Genomic DNA, 17,803 nt, shown 5'->3' with positions numbered 1-17,803 from the left:
TCCTTATGCTGCCTGTGTAGAGCTGGTTAAAATAGGAATGCGGCCTTTGATCACGCGGCCACCTGAAAGCTTGGCGATGTACTCCAGGTTGGGAAGCTGGCCTAATAACTGCGGTGGAAACATATCGCCTTCTTCCTCCATCAAGCGTTCGCCATGATTGCCGGTAAACAACGCGGGGCTGTCCGAGTTGGACGACATACCTTGAGTTTGCATGATGTACTGCAACCGAGTCTTAGGCAGATTGTCAGTAATATACTGCTGCGTTTCGGCGTCCATCACCCGAAGGGCTATCAAGTTGTTGATGTTACCTAACACCTGGCGAGCCTTAGCTTCACTGCCTGTTCGAGCTGCAAAGTCAGCAAAGGTCTGAGTAGCAATCACACAACGCATTTTTGCGCCACGACCTTTGTTGAGCAGTTGAATGAAGGGATCGTTGACGACTTCAGCAGCCTCATCGATGAAAATATTTACGGGACGATTTTCAACACCATAGTTATAGCGGTCACCGGCCACGGCGGTGAGATCGGATAAAAGCAACGAACCAATGGCGCTGCCAACCATGGCGTCGGTCAATGAATCCAACCCGATATAGGCCACTTGGGCATTGTTGATAATACGGCCAGAATCCGTAATTAGCCGGCTGTCATCCACATCGTTTGCAAGCGGTGATAGCAATGGACCTAGTTCACTTGATGTGAGCATATTGAGCACCGGCATCAATGAGGCCACCATCTTGGAATAGTGGGTTCTGTCATGTTCAAACATGCTCAAAAGGCCCTCTAAATCAGTATTGGCGGCAACGGGCTGAATGCGTTCGTAGTAAAATAGCAGCATCGCCATAGCTTGTTTAGCCAAGGTATTGGCCTTTTCGGTAAAGCGCTTAATCTCCACACTAAAGTTCGGATACACCTGCTCCCCCCAGGCCGTAACGGCTTTTACTACCAAGCCTTCTGGGCCACCTTCCAAGAATCGCCTCAACGTTTTCAGATCAGGACGTTGTGACGTAAGCAACAAACCTTGCACTATGTTATTCAGTGCCATTTGGCCAAAGGCTTTAAATGGATCAGCACCGGTTTCAGAGGGGATTAATGCCGCAATTCGGCTGGCAATTTCAGTACCCCGGTTAAAGTTCCTCAGGGGATTTAGACGTACTGAATGCTCTGGAAAACCCGGATGAAAATACACAAAGCGCTCAGGACTACCGGCGGCAATACAGGCTCGCTGTGCATTATCCTTAAGTTCCTTGTCTCCCTTAGGGTCAATAATAATCACGGCTTCATTACGCAAAATGGCCTGAGTGATCATCGCATCAAAGCATCGGGTTTTCCCGGCACCGGTCGTGCCGACAATTAAGGTGTGCCCCTCAGTGTGACCAACTGGCTGGTACACATCTTCTTCTTTGGGCTCAACACCATGAATCCAGGTCGAACCCATTTGTTTGCCGTGACCTTGGTTAAGCAAGGTTTGCTTATCCCGCTTTAATATTTCATAAGCGCGTTGCGCATGACGTTGGTCCCACTCAAAGCCATAGCCTAACCACAATTCATCAGGATGTTTTGCCATTACCTTTTGTAAATGCGACAGCTCCATAAAAGCCAAAGGTTTGCCTTTTAGCCCCTTCTGCAACTTATAAAGACGGTAAGCCTCAGGCAGGCGATACAACGCCATGCCCGAGGAAATCCCTGTCATCCACCAAAATGGCTCAGGTGGTAACTCAGTAAGTATTTCTGCTGCAATTGCCCCAGTTGCCCCAACTAGCCAACCTGCTGCTGCCATGGCTTCATAGTTCGTGCGCCAGGGCATCTCGTATGCGTTTTCTTTCATTCATGCTCCCCAAAATAACCGTTTGCAATCGCTTAATTTCAAAAGGATTAACGTTTAGCGTGAGCGGTAAACAGAACCGTTTCCCCCTCATCAAACTGGCATTGGTCACTGGCCGAGATCCCCCGAAGCAATTGCCCGGCTGGAATACCATGCTCATTGGCGACTTGGCGTAAGGTTTGAATCGTGACGCGAATACCATCGGCACTATGATCCACGTCTGGGTAATCGCCATCGGTCAGTAAGATGGGCAAATCTTTCACAAAACTAACCATCTGTTGCCGCTGCACGTGTTTGGGGTCTGTACTTGAGTTCGCATTGGCCACAATCGGCTTTTGCTTACGCTCCGCTCTTGTGGCAGGTTCTTTTGCTTGGGCATTGGTTGTCTTAGTTCGACTCGGTCGCGGTGAAGCCTCTTCGTTCTGAATTGCTGTCACTGATTCTGCGTCTTGTTTGGGAAGGTCAATCAGTGCAGTAAGCCCTTTAGAAATAGATACTTTCAGCAGCAACCCTTGCTCCTGAACGCCATCATTCGTAGTAATAGTTCTGGCCTTACGTGTCGGGTTTGCGGGATCTAATTCAAGCCAATCTAATCGACTGAGTTCAGCAAGCAGTTTTCGGGGAGCACACCAATGTCTTACGGCATCGGGATAGCGGATCAGTATCTGTTCATCAACCATAACCAACGCACCGCGAATTCAACTCCGAAGTGCACCACTCGCTAAATTAGGCTGCCTTGCGTAATTCATTGAATACCGCAATAGGTTGCCTGAAGCCGAGGCACTTTCTCGGTCTGGCATTTAATGCCCGTTCAATCTCACTAATTTGCTTATCTGTTACCGTCCGCAAATCGGTGCCTTTCCGTATGTATTGCCGCAGCAAACCGTTGAAGTTTTCATTCAGTCCGCGTTCCCAGGACGAATAAGGGTTAGCGAAGTAGACATCCGTTTTAAGCTTTTCTGCGACCTGTTCGTGGTCACAGAACTCGCTGCCGTTGTCCGCAGTGATAGTTCGAACATAACCTCGATATTTCCACAGCATACCAACCATGGCCCGGGCCACATCGGCTGCGCTTTTCGCTGGCACTTTGCGTATCAGGTACAGCTTACTTTTTCGCTCAACCAGGCTAACAATCGCGCCCGTACCTTGCTTGCCCAGAACCGTGTCAGCTTCCCAGTCTCCGAACCGCTTTTTCTTGTTCACGATAGCGGGACGATGCTCTATGCCTACGCGATTCGGGATAATCACACGCTTCGCACGGTTACCTTTACGGTATCTTCGGTGACTCTGGCGTAGCTGTTTGTACAACTTGCCGCCGCATAATTTATCACGCTGGACATAGCCATAAATCCACTCGTGACTGACGTTATATCCGATGATTTTACCGACACCGGCTATTTGTTCCGGACTCCACTTCTCATTGAGACCGAACTCAACAAAGGTGATGGTCAGTCCAGATATTCTAGACTTCGCGGACTGACAACGGCGTTTTAGTGCCTTCGCCTGAGCGACTTCCGGCAAGTAATGGTTATCCCGAATTCGATTGCGATTTACTTCCCGGCTGATTGTGCTGTGACTGACTTTCAGACGTTTTCCTATCTCCCGATAACTGAAACCCTCGCGTAAATAGGCCTCAATCTGGTATCGTTGTCCCTCGATCAACTGCTTGTAATTCATGGTAACTACTCATGTTTGTTTGGCGACTACAGAGTATCACCAACAGGCAGTTGATCTCTCCTCACCGTTTAACCATGAGTGGTGCACTTATTATCTGAATTCGGGACTACTAGCCTCTGGGAGCCATGCCAAAGATTCAGGCAGATTCAATGCTTCTGCATCGTGCTGGTTTACGTTATTTGAGATAGCGCCATCATATGAATTGTTAGGCTTTTCACATCCATCACCCGGAACGTTTTCAGTTGCCTGAAGGTGATTAACATCACTGGCATGACGAAGTTCATCATCTTGTTCGTACGGTTTTGACGATGGGGACTCAGCCGAATTACTGAGTTCGATTGATGATGACGCTTCAGGCAAGTCTGAATGCTCACTGGAGCGACTCTGTGGCTCTTCTTGTGTTTTCTGTGTTGCTTCCCACTCAGATTTGTTAAACAGTGTCACACCACATGGTACATTCGAGCTGAACAATAAATCGGCCTCAGATATATGCAGCATGGGTAGCCAGATTGGCTTGCCGTCTTTGAGCAGCACTTCAGGGGCAAGGCTTTCGTATCGCTCATTTGAGGCGGATTTAGTGGCCAATCCTCGCTCAATGAGGATGTCCGCAAGGGTATCGGGATCTCTTGGGATGCCAGGTATCTTGTCTTTGGCCAATAGATCAATGATGTCCTTAGCCGCACTTTTCCAGACCAGGTAAAGATTGGTTGATTGATTCAATTTTCGCACCCAAACTCTGGCATCTCGCTGATTGACCAACCACTGGGAACTGGCAAGCAATCGCCTCATGGCATCAAGTAGATAGCGTTCGACTGGGACACCAAGGGCATTGTCGTCAACGGAAATGCGTTGAGCTTTCAGGTCTCGCTGGACACTGGTTTGGTCAGCTTCAATGACCAGTTTAGACAGGACATGCTCGGGATCGGTATTGCCAATTGCTTCCAGCATGGCTTGCAAAATTTCAGGGCCCGGCTGGGTTAACCAGGCGAGCAACTCAGGTGTCATCACCCGGTTTAATACCAAAATTGAAAATTGCTCGTGCCGCTTGCACCGTCCATCGCGCCAGCGAATGAAGTAGCGTTCAATGCTATTATTAGTGGTCCACTGGGATAAGGTTTCTAAAAAAGGGTTCCACTGATAGCGTCCATCTTCGTCTGTAATAGACAAGTCTGAAACAGGCTTACCAATATCATGGAACAAACCGCCAAGAGCCGCCGCAACACGCCACCTTGGCTCTAGCTCTTTTTTCTCAACTGGAGTGCCACTGGCAACAAAGATGATCCTTTCAGCTGCTTGTGCCGCCCAGAAAGCAACTTCCAATGAATGACGTAATAAACCGCCAGCACCACTGTGATGATGATGCTCAGAAGCTGGCAACAAATGAACATAAGCAGCAAGATGGTCAATGCAGGGCTGAATCAGACGTTGAAAATCACGCTGGTTAAAGCCAAGTACCTGGCGCAGTTTGGCAATTAGCTCGTCTTGTGTGGACTGCAAATCTTCAGGTGATGCAGCTGGCAACCCCTTCAGGAATGGCGGGTAGCGTGGGATTTCTGCATCGAGTTGAGATGACAGCTCTGGTAGTGCTTTGGTTTGAAAAAATAGGTTTTTGAACATGATGAACCTCCGACACGATAGTGTGAAGGTTCTTTAGCAACTGAAGATGTTAGATAGCCGAAAGAAATATGCATTTATCTGTAGTTGTTTTAGCTCTAGTGAGAGAATCGACAGTTACATTACAGCGTAGGGTAAGACAGCTTTTCATTATAGGACTGGGCATCATCTTCCCAAACTAGCCGAACAACATGCTTTCGTTTCGTTTGCATATGAACAGCGGCTATTAGCTCAACGGCTTGATACTTTTCGAGGCTTTCCATCGGAAATTTGTCAGTCACTTCTGATTCAATAACTAAATCGTTACCTTCGGGGAACTCAATTCTGACGTTTCTTGCAGTAGCAGCACCTTTATTCCAAACCTTAAGCCGATACTTACTGCTGCCAAGTTTTATAATTGATGCACCAAGGTCAGCTTGCTTTCCTTTCAGAGCATCTTCATTTTCTTTTTCCAAGAGAATGGTGTTTAGCTTTTCCTGGCTTTCGACAAGTGACTTCTGCCTTTTATTAAAGCTAACCGTCTGCCATGTTGCGTAGCCAGATAAAAGGAAAGCTAATCCAGCTATCACATCACCTGCATCAATAGTTACCGGCATTACCTGATCCTTATATTCTTGCTACCAGAAAAAGCCTTTTTCAAAGATTTACGTAGTTCGTCTTGAACGTCTTTTAAAACTTCTTCCTTGATTTCAGAAAGGTGCTCATCAATATTTTCGCTATTCTCTTGAATAAGCTCATCTTTATTGAACTCTCGGCCACAAGATGCACAAGTCATTACTTGTATTGTTTCATCGCAACCATCTTCGTACGAAAAGTCTGAACAGCCACAAGTCGGGCAAAGCAAGCTTATACTTCTATTGTATTTTTCAGGATTCATTCTAACTTCCCGTTATGTTAGTGGCCGTATTTAATCGCATATATTCAAGAACTTGAAAATTCATTTTGGAGTTCTCTTGGTGCTTATTAACAGTTAAAGGCCTAAAAACCAGCTAGGATCAACTGTTACTTTTTCAACCAACTCTGTTTTAACGCCTAAACTAAGTTCCTTAAGTTTATCGGCTAACTGATCACCATCGACCAAGTCAATCGGAGCAACGCCATCACGGTTGGCTTCTTCAATGGCAGCTTTTGTAAAGCTACCTGTAGTGATAAACATCCCACGATCAGCTCTACCAACGGTTGCGCCCCTAAAATCACGGATCTCGGGAGCCCCAACGGAACCTTTGTACTTTTTACACTGAAAAGCGATATGAAAGCTCATCAAACCGTTGATTCGGGCAATTCCTTTGCCATCGATACCACCATCACCCGTGCGGCCAGTCACTTCAACATGGATAAAACCTGATTCTCTCAATAATCTCTGTGTTAGTCGCTCAAACGCATCCGGGCTCATTTCTTCAATTAGCACATGATGCAGTTTTTCACGCCAAAGCATAGCCTCTTCTGGGGAGTCATCGGACGACAGTTCTGGAGTAGATGTCGTAGCATTAGTCTGTTCAGGCTTGCGGTCCAGAGCTCTAACAAAGTTGACAATTTCTCTGCTATCAATTTCCGGTTCCTGTCTAGCTTTATCTGTAAGTGCCCACACGCCACGAGATGAGTTTTCAAGGTATCCAGCTTTCTTCAGATAGGTTCTAGCCCAAGCTAATCGATATCCAACCTCTGTTTGGCTACTTTTTTCGGGGTTGTGCAGAACAGCCAAAGTACCCTCATCAAACTTCTCAAGCTCGACAACTTCTTCGTATATCTCGTCGATACTGCCTGAGCCGCCAAGGTTAACTAATGCCTTTATTAGCGGGAGCATAAGTTGATCAAATGTGACCATTATTTTCCTCCTGGAAACTTTTTCGTAAAAACAGCGACCACTCTCTCACTGAGATAGCAGAATCAACCAAGTTAACAGTGCAAAGAGAATGAGATTGGCTACTCATGACTCTTCCATTACTCCATCAAGCATATCTACTACATCATTCAAGAGATCATCTGCTTGAGCAAAAATAAACTGCTTTAAAAACTGATCGATGCGAATATTGAGCTTAAAGGGCGGAATGCTTAGGCCATCTAATTTTTCAAAATAAACTTTGGCTTTTGCCTTATCAACAGTGTCTTTAAGCGCGTCAAAGCGACCGAAATTATTAAGGTTTTTCTCATTGACACTATCGTTTAATAAGCTAATAAGCTGGCTTTTATCTAAACCTAACGCATTAACAATGGCATTAATCTGGGCATTTTCAGCATTGTCTTTGTAGGTGTTGATGTAATCTCTGAAAGTATGGCCTTCTATTAACTTTGCATCGCCACGCTGTAAATCATGTAAGAAAAGCTTGGCGTATTTTTGTTCAGCTTGCGTCAGTGAAGAAAATGACTTGTGCAGTTCGTTAAGCGTAAGTTCAATGCTGGCTTGATCATTATGCTGATTTAGCTCTTTTAAATATTTATCGAAGCGACTATTCATATAGTCGGCATCAATCTTTCCTGTGTCGATTTCCGTCAAATAGCCACTAATATCAAAAGGCACATCTCCGCCACCCGCACCACCACCATCACCTTTTGATGCGAGCTCTTTATAACGCAGCGCAAGGCTCAGGTAGGTTTGTTCATTAATGGCGAGAGTAACCTCATGTTCAGTGCCATTTTCGCCTGTTGAAGCGTCCGTCGTGAATGTATAAACCGACTGCTCCCAATGTAAACCTTGTACCTTCGCGGCTTCTAGATGCTGGTTAAATACTTTAAATAGTTCAGCAAACTTTGCGCACGCCTCAACATCTTCTGGCAGCTTTTCAAAATTCGCCACACCGGCACTAATGAACAACTCGGTAATATCACCGAATAGTTCATTCATTGCTTCTAAGTTACTTTCTAGCCTATCAACAAATAACCCAATGGGTCTGTCGCCAGAGTATAGTTTTACCGCATCGTTAATATGTTGCTCCATCGTATGCGGGTAGCGATAGTATCGGATAACACCATGAGGCTTATCGGGGCCAAACAATCGATTGGTGCGAGAGAAGGCTTGGATGATGTTTTGGTATTTAATTACCTTATCTAAATACAATACATTCAGCCACTTGGAGTCAAAACCGGTGAGCATTTGGTCTACAACAATCAATAAATCCAACTGTTTTGTAGGATCGGTATGAATACGCTCATAAGGTTTTTTGTGAGCAAGGCGTGCGGCTAGATCTTTCTTAAATGCTGCATGGCGGGCAAAATCAAAATCGTGGCCATAACGCGCATTATAGTCACGCATAATCTCATCCAAGCCATCACCTTTAAACGTTGGCCCACGGTCGCCACTGCCGTCATTATCAATGTTAGGATCAAACAGTGCTGATACTTTTAAATCAGGCTTAGCAGCCTTTAACAGACGGTAATAATCAATGGCTTCAGCAATACTGTTAGTCGCCAAAATCGCATGAAACTTATTGCCTTGGCTGAGCACATCCCATTTGTGCAGAATATCTTCTACCACTTTGGCTTGGTGTTCGTCACTTAAATACTGACTTTTAGGTACGTAATCTTCAATGCCTTTGTGGTATTTACCTTTGGCGTCTTTGTAGCCAGCCATAGGCACTTCATTGATAAAATAATTAAATTTTTTCTTTTTGGCAGGATTATCCATAGCCTCCGCTACAGATCCCGCCTTGGCTTGTTCAAGGGCGACGGCTTGTTTTAAATCACTATCTCTAAACGTAGGCACTTTATAGGGATCAAAGCCGAGTACGTTACCATCGCGAATACCATCGGCTATGCTGTAGCGGTGCAGCTCGTTGCCGAATACGGTACTGGTGGTATTACCGTTTTTTTCATTTTCTTCTTGGATCGGAGTGCCAGTAAAACCAAAAAACAAGGCGCGGGGAAAGGTGCGTTTAATAACAATCAGCATATCGCCAAAGGTAGAACGGTGCGCTTCATCAATAATAAATACCAATCGTTTAGCGCGGATTTTTTCTATATCTGCGCTATTTGTTGCTATGAGCGTTGCTGTGCCTTCATCCTGCTCTGTATCGCTAGAGACGTCTTCAAAAATATTACTCATTTTTTGAATAGAGCTAACAATTAGGGTATCGGCTGGGGACGTGCTTTTTAGCTTAGTTACCAATACATGGGTATTTTCGGTCGCTTGTACATCTTCACCATCGCCCGCGAAATTACGGTATTCCGCCAGCGACTGAGTACCTAGTTCAATTCGGTCCATCAAAAAAATGACTTTATCGGCATCTTTTGATTGAGCAATCAGCTGTGCCGATTTAAAGCTGGTCATGGTTTTGCCAGAACCTGTGGTATGCCACACATAGCCGCCCAAGCGGTCTGGGTTATTAGCCGCGCTACCCAGTTGTTGCCAATTGGTTTTAGCCACCTTATCCGATATCGCATTGGCGGCATAATACTGATAACTACGCATCACCTTCAGCACGCCGTCGGTATCATCGGCCACGGTATAAAAACCAATCAACTGGTGCGCCATCGGGATCGATAACAGTGTCGAGGCAATGTCTTTCCAATGGTTCATGGGCTCGTTATTAAAATCGGCCCAATTGAATTGGTAATCTGGGTTAAATTTGCCATCTAGCCCTGGGTTAGCAAAGTATTTGGCCTCATTAGGCTCCATAGCGACAAACACTTGGATCAGTGAAAATAAGCCGCTAAAAATACCTTCTTTGGAATACTTCTCAATTTGGTTAACCGCTTGGCTTACTGGCACGCCACTGCGTTTAAGCTCCACATGAATAACCGGCATGCCGTTAATCAGTAACAGTACATCACCACGTCTGTCATTGCGAAGTGGGCTGCCGCGTTCAAATTTCGGCTGCTGGACGATTTGGTAACGGCTTTGGCCTGCCGCAATTTCTTGGCGATCATAGATTTTTAGGCTGACTTCTTTGCCAAGATGCAAGGCATCGGCGGGGTTATCGCGCTTAATGGCCACGGTTTTGCCGTTGATTAAGCCATTCAGCTTAAGCGGTGTTTTCAGCTCTTTAATCTGCTCAATAATCTGCTGCATTTCCGTTGCCGTCAGCGGCACATCATTTAAGCGGTCTTGCTGGCGATTGTTCTCAAATAAAATGTTCGCCCAGTTTTGCAGTAAATCCGCTTCGGTCTTGTTTTTAAGTATCTCGCTTTCCCAACCCTTATGGGTAAGCACCTCGATAAAGGCCTGCTCAAATTGGGCTTCAGTTTTAAAGGTGGTCATGGTTGTGCTCCCTGCTAAACAAACATTTTGCTCAAGCAGGCCTGCTTGATGTTATTAAGTTTGGTGATTTGTTGTTGGTGTTGATTGATCAGCGCATCAAGTTTTTGGAAGTAGCTGCCAATGGCGGTTTGCTCTTCTTCCGAATCAGGGTAGCTTATAGACTTTCCTAACAACTCATCCTTTGTGATTCCTTTTATCGAGGTTCCTTGAACTTGTTCTTTTTCAATTTGCAATTGTTTCCATATAACGTAAACGGCGTATTGTGAATTAATTTTTAAATCGCTTAGTGATAAAAAGTCTTGGCTTGTTGCATACTCGCCTTGCATCAAAGAAAGTTTACCTACGCCAACTCGCGTAACAATTGCTATGGAATTGCCAGAGATCAACTTAGTCGCAGACTTGTTTACAGCCGATTTTGTAATGTATTTCTTTGCAGTAACGGAGCTAACAATCCCATCTTTTAGGTCAGAGGATTGAATCCAAGGAATTTCACCTTGCCAGAAATCTTTATCGTTAGTCGATGGAGTACCACCACCAAAGGTTGCGCCACAAATTTCGCCAATTGAGCTTTCCTCCCACTCCCCACTAAATCCTTTAAAACGGATTTCTGGGATGGTTTCGCCTTGTTTGGGGAACATCTTTTCCAGCATAGCTTTTTTAAGGCTGCTGAGCTTGTCATGCTTTTGTTGGTGTTGGTTGATTAAGTTGTCGAGCTTTTGGAAATAGTTGCCGATTTGAGTTTGTTCTGGTTCGCAGGGTGTAAATACTACCTGATTCTTAACAATATCAGAGTTTAGATTTACCTGACTGCCCGGCTGGCCATATTGTTGCCATTCTAGTTCAAATGATTTAAGCCATTGATACATGAATTCAAGCTCAAATCGTGGTTTTTTGAAAATCAAAAAACCATCGTGAACCCCTGTTTCAACGTAATTAATAACTGGCTTGCCAACACTTGCAGCGATACTTAAAAGCAAGTTCTGATCAAATAAAACACGAGTTTTTTCTTGGCCAAGCTTTGAAATCCTCTGTTCTAAATAATGAATCCTGCCATCTTGCTCGGTCACATCCCTGATTCGTAACCAGCCAACATTTGAGCTTTTATCAAACCATTTAGGGTCTTCAATTGGTCGAGGACTTGCTCCACGCACAATCTCTGCTAATCCACCTAGATTATTTTCATCCCACTCCCCACTAAACCCCTTAAACCGAATCTCAGGCATATTTTTTTCAACACTCATCTTATGCGCCCTTCAATAAGTTAGTGAGCTCACTCAAGCCTTGCATATCAAACTCATTACCGGTGAGAACACTCATCATTTCGGCCAGCTCGATCTCGGTAGTTTTTATCTCATTCGCTACTTGCGAATAGGTCACCGCATATTTTTCGGCAAGGGCTTGTACTTGGCTGGTCAACTGTGAAATCACGGCATTTGGCATGGCGGCGAGTTCAAGACTTAATGGCGCTATCCATTTTAAGTGCAGCAATTCGTTCACTTGCTGGTCGGTTAAGCCTTCGATGGTGGTTTTCGTTTTTAAGTGCAGGGCGATTTGGGCTTCTTTGACCGCTTTTTTCAGGGCTTTTTCTTCATCAATGAGTTTATTGGCCGCAATTATCTTGGCTTCGTAGCTTTCCTTTTCAAATTTAACTTTGCTGTCTTTCTGTTCTTTCAAGAAGGCTTTGGCCGCCTTGGCCACTTCGGCATTGGCAAAGCCGTCTTTGCTTTCTTTTACTGTGTCTTGCTCTTTGTCTTCTTCGCTTAGTGATTCGAGTATTTCCTCAAGTAGGCTTCCGATTTCGACAAGGCGGTTTTCTTGTTTTGCCAGTGCCGCTAGGTCATCGCTCAAGTAGGTTTGTTGTACTAAATCAAAGGGCAGAATGTGGCCTTTGTAGCCATCTTGTACTTCGGTGTCTTTGCCCTTAACTTTTTTAATCACAATGTTTGGGTCAACTTGTTTGGTGGCGGCGAAGCCTTCGGTTTGCATCACTTCCAAGTCGGTACTGATAACTTGCCATTGGTTGTTCAAATATTGATAGGCCTGGTATTTGTCGATAAGGGCAATGGGTGCTAAGCGATTAAATAATTCGTTGCTTAATTCAGACTCTTGCTGGTTACGGTTAACATCTTGCCAGCCTTGAATAAGCGTATTGTTTAAATAATCATCAAAACCAGCAAAAGCTTGGTTATAAGCACTGATAAACTCGATGACTTGTGAGTGCTGGCTAATGGTGGCGTTCACCGCGTTTTTTTCTATCGCTAATTCACTGTAAGCGGCAGACTTGGCCACAAACAGCGCATCATGCAATTGCGGGAATGCTTGCCAATATTGGTGCAGTTCAGCAATTTCGCTATTGGGGATGCCACCGAGCATAGTGGCGTGTAAATCCCAGCTTTGTGCGGCTGGTGACGAATCTACATAACGGGGTATGTTTAAGTTGTAGCCATTGTCGCGCAGGGCTTGCTTACTCACCACTTGCGAGAATTTTTCGATGCTGTCGCGGTTAATGACCGCATCAACAATGCGCTTGATGTCACTGGCTTGCAGTTTATTGTTTTTGCCTTCTTTAACAAAGTGCTTGGAGGCATCCACAATTAATACATCATTATTTTTACGTTTTTGCTTGAGCACCAAAATAACGGTAGGAATACCAGTACCAAAAAAGATATTAGAAGGTAAGCCGATAATGGCATCAATGTGGTTTTGCTCGATCAATTGCTTACGAATTTCGCCTTCTTCACCACCACGGAACAACACACCATGGGGCAAGACAATGGTCATAATGCCATCGGGTTTTAGGTGGTAGAGGTCGTGTAGCAAAAAGGCAAAATCGGCTTTGGTTTTAGGCGCAAGACCAAAACGCGAGTAACGTGGGTCGCTGTCTTTAAAGCTTGGGTCCCACGCTTGTGAGTAAGGCGGGTTAGAGACGACCGCATCCACATATAGGGCATGATAAGTACCTTGCGGATCGTTTTCATCAAAGTAGGGCCAATCGTCTTCTAAAGTATCACCGTTACGGGTTTTGATATTGCTGGCTTTAATGCCGCGCATAATCAGGTTCATACGGGTGAGGTTATAGGTATTGGCTTTTAACTCTTGGGCATAATAGGTAATGCTGTCTTTGCTTTTTGCGTATTTTTCGACCGCTTCACCAATATTAATCAGTAACGAACCCGAGCCTGAGGTTGGGTCGTAAATCTCTATGGTGTCTTTGTGTTTTAATTCGTGGGCGATGATGTGCGACATCAGCACCGAGACTTCATGGGGCGTGTAGAACTCACCGGCTTTTTTACCGGCATTGGCGGCAAATTTTTCAATCAGGTATTCATAGATGTAACCCAATACGTCATAGCCTTGCTTACCGTTCATTGGGATACTTTTGATTAAATGCAGTAGATCACTAATGGCTTTTGTACGCTTACCCGCACTTTCACCAAGTTTGCTAAGACCCGTTTCGAGTGTGGTGAAAATACCTTCAAACAATTTTTTGTAGGTAGGCGAAATCAAACGACTGAAAGCAGAAAGCGCATCGCGCACGTTGGACTCGTCAAAATCGAACGCAGGATCAACCCAAGTAGCAAACAAATTATCGTATGCGATGAAATAACCTAGATTGTCTTGAATGTATTTGACCGTGTCCGCGTCTTCTTCGTTTAGGGCTTTAATGTCTTCAGGTGTCATGCCTTCTTTGGTGACAAACTGAACTAATTGGTCACTGAGGTATTTATAGAAGATGAAGCCGAGTATGTAATCTTTGTATTCGTTTGCTTCGATTTTTGAACGCATCTGGTTGGCTGATTCCCAGATTTTTGCGGCTAATTGTTGCTTGTTCATGTTATTTCCTATTCTGTGACCATATCGAAACCAGGCGCAATCGCAAGGTTACCGACACCGTATAAAGTTTGATAATTTTTTAGCCATAAATGGAATTCGGGTGTTTTTAACTGAGCCTCTTTGGAGCAATCGACGTTCCAAAGCCGAAGCATGTACCCCGCAGTTGCTGCTCTAATTTCAACCTTCATCACGCCACCCGTCATGCCATAATCCAGTTCAATCGCTTCGCTGTGCTCAATACGAGGATGCGGCACTAACTCCAATTCAACAAAGCGGTTCCATTGCCGGTCTTGGGTTTCGAGCTCCGTTTCAGACAAAGTAGAATCTTCAAGCACAACCGCTGCTTTAATGCGGGTAAGTACAAAGTCACGGAACCCATTTGGCGCTCCGCTTGGGCCATGCTTGCGGTCAAAGCCACGAACATGCCAACGCAGGCCATTGTCCACCAGCGTATGCGGCACAATTTCACGCGTTGTTTCACCACTCGATAACGACACATAGGTGATACGCAAGGCTTTGCCTTTGTGTATGGCCTCGGTGACTTTTGCCACTATAGATAAACTCGGCTTATTAAGGTGATAAGGCGCTTCACAAGCAAGGGGTGGTTTTACCTTTCCAGTAAAGCCATCACCGTACCCTTGGCTAATCGTCGCCAGTGTTCTCACAACGTCGTAGTCGAACAAGGATTCAAATGCTTCACCACGCTTATGCAACTTGAGCTTTTGGTCATACTCAATGTTGCCTGGTGCAAGCTCTCGGTATAGGGTGAAGTCTTTCGTTGCTTGTGCGGCGGCAATGCTGAAGCGATCGACTAAGTCTGCCCGTACCGCTTCTCCCTTAAACAACAAGGTGAAATCGATGTGGGCAATGCGATCCCTGGTTGCTTGTGGCAACTGCGCTATCTGCGAAAGCCTATCTGGCTTCGCCACTACTGTTTGTTTCAGACCATCATTTGTCATGCGTCTTGTTTATCCAATTCAACCTGATTCTTAAAACCCTGTTTATAAAGTAAGGACCGACATCGCGTAATCACATTGAACGGCATGGCACATGGCTGCTCTTCATCCGCAATGACTAATCAATCTCTACTGGTTGAAGCTGAACAGATGGCCATAAAACACTGAATAGGCTTCAACCTAATTAATTTTATTAGGTATCATCCTATCACAAATTGTTTTGTAGGGAAGACTGAGCGGCAACTTTTGATCTAGATTGCAATTGCCGCTCAGGTATGGGCGTGAAGACATTGTTTCATGCCATTGCTGATAGCCGCTATCAATGCGCTACCCGAACCAATGGCACCACGATGTTGCCACGATGAGATACCCCTTTGTCCGACTCTGTAGACATCTGGGCTCGTTGCTCACTTTCCCGAATGCGCCTAGCAACTTCCGCCTGGGATGGTAGCAATGGCAACATCCCTTCAGCAATCGCGTCTGGGGCAGACTCTTGGCCACAGGACATCAAATGCTTCCATGGATCTTTAAGAAAGCGCTCGAACGTGATGCCAAATTCAATGATGCGGGCAGAGATGAAGATTTCGCCCCAGTATTCAATGTAGGTGTCTTGGTACATGGAAAGATTCCTCTTGTTGGTTAAACCATGAGTTCACTTTCCATTTTCCAGAGGTTTTCAAATATGCAAGGCTTACCTTATAGAGAGCTACAAAGCTTTAAATCGATTGCGGGCATCTTTGTAGTCATAGTGGGCATGTTCTGAGCCACGATGATACAAATCATCCAGGTAAGTTTGTTCCTGCGACAACTCGTCTTCGCTGATTTCGCGCCACCAATGTTTGTTGGCACCTTTAACACCGTCATGCCAGCGGTAACCACGCTCTTTTAAATAGTCCTTTACGTCAAACGGCGCACCAAACGCACGAACTAACACAGTTCGCCTGTCTGCTTCAGACAACAAGTTTGCAACGGACTCGGGCAACAAATGGAACAACCAGGCCATCGCCAAACAATCGGTCGCAGCTCGGTGTCCTTCATAAAACCAACCTAAGCGAAGCAGCAGGTACTCAAGCTTTCGACTTTCAAAACCCAGCGCCTTCCAATCTATGCCACTGGCTGAACAGGCCCAAGATAGATGGCCTAATGCAGCAAACCGCTTTTCAAAGAAAGGACGATCAAACTGTGCATTGTGTGCAACCACCAGCGGATCATCGGATAACCAACTCGCAACCATTGCATCATCAATGTGCTGGCCTTGCACCATGTCATCGGTAATACCGGTTAACTCGGTAATCAGCTCGGGGATTGGCTTGCCGGGATCTTCATACAAGCTGATCACATCAACAATCGACACAATCCGCTTAGCTGATGGGCTGTAAAGCACTTTAACCATACCAAGCTCAATAATGGACTCATCATCAGCAGATAGTCCAGTTGTCTCTGTATCGAGCAGCACCATTGGCTGTTCATCACCGACCACAGGAGAAAGTTCAAGTGGCCAGGACTGCGGCTCACGCGTTAATGGAATACGCTCCAGCAATCTAAAATCTTCTGGTCTTTCTGGGATATCCGCCAGGCGCTCTAGCGGAAATGGCGCAGGGGCTCTTGTCATTGATGGTTCCTCTTCACTTCTATTGTTTGCTTTAGGTGATTTCACTGTGCCACAGGTTTTTCTAAATGCACCTTGGATACCTAAGCGTTTTTTTAATCTTTCTACTGGGTGAACCCATGTATGAAGGCTTTGGCTAAGTCTTTCAGAAAGCCTTAGCTAAACCCTTTTGGTAACCCTTACCGATACCCTTTACGTATGGCTTAGCCAACCCCTTTTGAAACGGTTGAACAAGGCTTTAACTGCGTTCGACTGAGCATTTTAATGATGCTCCTGACTTCGCTTTAAACCAGTAAATTCAATACGAAGCAGAATTTTACTAACTGTTTTCAAACCCTTTGCAAAGGGTTCAACAAGCCTTGTTTGACGGTTACTTGACCCATGCGTTAACCAGTAGCAGTAACAGGATCAGTAACAGAAACAAGAGCAGTAGGCAGAAGCAGTAATGTCCAAGCCTTGCAGGCTTTGACGAGGGCGAGCGATCCCCCCACATCTAGTTGTTCAACACAAAAAAGAAATCACCGACAACACAGCGTCTTACTCGAACAACTACAGTTTTACCTACAATTTTACTTGTAGAAATCAGCATAGCATTAGATACTGTATAAACAAACAGTATTAATTATGATTTTTCGAGGTTCGTCATGAGTGTCTCGCTGATAGGCCGTAGCGGCGCACTTGCCTTCATCAAAGCCAAGCGCCTTCGTATTCCATTGTTCATGGAACGTGTTTCTGCTGGTTTTCCCTCCCCAGCGCAGGATTATGTTGAGCAAACGCTCGACCTCAACGAGCTGTGCGTCAAGCGACCAGCTGCAACGTTCTTTGTGCGTGTTGAAGGTGATTCAATGATTGATGCCGGGATTCACCCAGATGATATTTTGGTGGTTGATCGCTCTGTCCAAGCAGAACACGGTGACATTGTCATCGCTGGTATCCATGGTGAACTCACGGTAAAGGAGCTTCAACTAAGGCCGTGCGTCATGCTGATCCCAAGAAACCAGGTGTATGAGCCCATTCATATTCCTGAAGGGACAGAGTTAGAGATATTTGGTGTGGTCACCAATGTGGTGCGAAACATGCGCCGTAAGTCGTGACTAT

12 protein-coding genes and 2 pseudogenes are annotated in these 17,803 nt (G+C 45.3%); 1 reads left to right on the top strand and 13 read right to left on the bottom strand.

Going from position 1 to position 17,803, the window contains the following annotated elements; translation table 11 throughout:
• Positions 1 to 3 precede the first annotated feature (3 nt).
• From traD to ACWAU4_RS05935, 13 genes and pseudogenes are all read right to left on the bottom strand, one after another.
• Entirely contained in the window at positions 4 to 1,824 is a 1,821-nt protein-coding gene (gene traD, locus ACWAU4_RS05995) for a conjugative transfer system coupling protein TraD (RefSeq protein WP_454290488.1), read from the bottom strand.
• A 47-nt stretch (positions 1,825 to 1,871) separates the two neighbouring features.
• A pseudogene (locus ACWAU4_RS05990) lies at positions 1,872 to 2,510 on the bottom strand (MobH family relaxase); the annotation flags it as partial.
• A gap of 37 nt (positions 2,511 to 2,547) precedes the next feature.
• Entirely contained in the window at positions 2,548 to 3,498 is a 951-nt protein-coding gene (locus ACWAU4_RS05985; protein ID WP_115389073.1) for an IS30 family transposase, read from the bottom strand.
• Positions 3,499 to 3,603: 105 nt separating this feature from the next.
• Positions 3,604 to 5,115 (bottom strand): annotated as a pseudogene (gene mobH / locus ACWAU4_RS05980) (MobH family relaxase); the annotation flags it as partial.
• A 119-nt stretch (positions 5,116 to 5,234) separates the two neighbouring features.
• On the bottom strand, positions 5,235 to 5,708 hold the full coding sequence (locus tag ACWAU4_RS05975) for a hypothetical protein (protein ID WP_001145412.1): 474 nt from the start codon (positions 5,706 to 5,708) through the stop codon (positions 5,235 to 5,237).
• Positions 5,708 to 5,989 (bottom strand): ECs_2282 family putative zinc-binding protein, encoded by a 282-nt coding sequence (locus tag ACWAU4_RS05970; RefSeq protein WP_161729450.1) that lies wholly within the window; start codon positions 5,987 to 5,989, stop codon positions 5,708 to 5,710. Before ACWAU4_RS05970 ends, ACWAU4_RS05975 begins: the two co-directional genes overlap by 1 nt.
• Positions 5,990 to 6,082: 93 nt before the next feature.
• Complete coding sequence (locus ACWAU4_RS05965; RefSeq protein WP_025441415.1) at positions 6,083 to 6,937, bottom strand: restriction endonuclease; 855 nt, start codon at positions 6,935 to 6,937, stop codon at positions 6,083 to 6,085.
• A gap of 102 nt (positions 6,938 to 7,039) precedes the next feature.
• On the bottom strand, positions 7,040 to 10,306 hold the full coding sequence (locus tag ACWAU4_RS05960) for a type I restriction endonuclease subunit R (RefSeq protein WP_454290487.1): 3,267 nt from the start codon (positions 10,304 to 10,306) through the stop codon (positions 7,040 to 7,042).
• A 14-nt stretch (positions 10,307 to 10,320) separates the two neighbouring features.
• Positions 10,321 to 11,547: a restriction endonuclease subunit S gene (locus ACWAU4_RS05955; protein WP_454290486.1), complete on the bottom strand. Its 1,227-nt coding sequence runs from the start codon at positions 11,545 to 11,547 to the stop codon at positions 10,321 to 10,323.
• Between the two features lies 1 nt (position 11,548).
• On the bottom strand, positions 11,549 to 14,140 hold the full coding sequence (locus ACWAU4_RS05950) for a type I restriction-modification system subunit M (protein ID WP_454290485.1): 2,592 nt from the start codon (positions 14,138 to 14,140) through the stop codon (positions 11,549 to 11,551).
• An 8-nt stretch (positions 14,141 to 14,148) separates the two neighbouring features.
• On the bottom strand, positions 14,149 to 15,099 hold the full coding sequence (locus tag ACWAU4_RS05945; protein ID WP_454290484.1) for a WYL domain-containing protein: 951 nt from the start codon (positions 15,097 to 15,099) through the stop codon (positions 14,149 to 14,151).
• Between the two features lie 316 nt (positions 15,100 to 15,415).
• Entirely contained in the window at positions 15,416 to 15,715 is a 300-nt protein-coding gene (locus ACWAU4_RS05940; protein ID WP_087504512.1) for a hypothetical protein, read from the bottom strand.
• Between the two features lie 87 nt (positions 15,716 to 15,802).
• On the bottom strand, positions 15,803 to 16,708 hold the full coding sequence (locus tag ACWAU4_RS05935) for a 3'-5' exonuclease (protein ID WP_208149039.1): 906 nt from the start codon (positions 16,706 to 16,708) through the stop codon (positions 15,803 to 15,805).
• 641 nt (positions 16,709 to 17,349) lie between these two features.
• Between ACWAU4_RS05935 and umuD the strand changes: the two genes are divergently transcribed.
• On the top strand, positions 17,350 to 17,799 hold the full coding sequence (umuD, locus tag ACWAU4_RS05930; protein WP_032081073.1) for a translesion error-prone DNA polymerase V autoproteolytic subunit: 450 nt from the start codon (positions 17,350 to 17,352) through the stop codon (positions 17,797 to 17,799).
• The last annotated feature ends 4 nt before the right edge of the window (positions 17,800 to 17,803 follow it).

It is taken from the genome of Shewanella sp. FeAMO, assembly GCF_053653955.1.
Note: the sequence above shows the minus strand (reverse complement) of the source record. Positions and strands in the feature narration are given on the sequence as shown.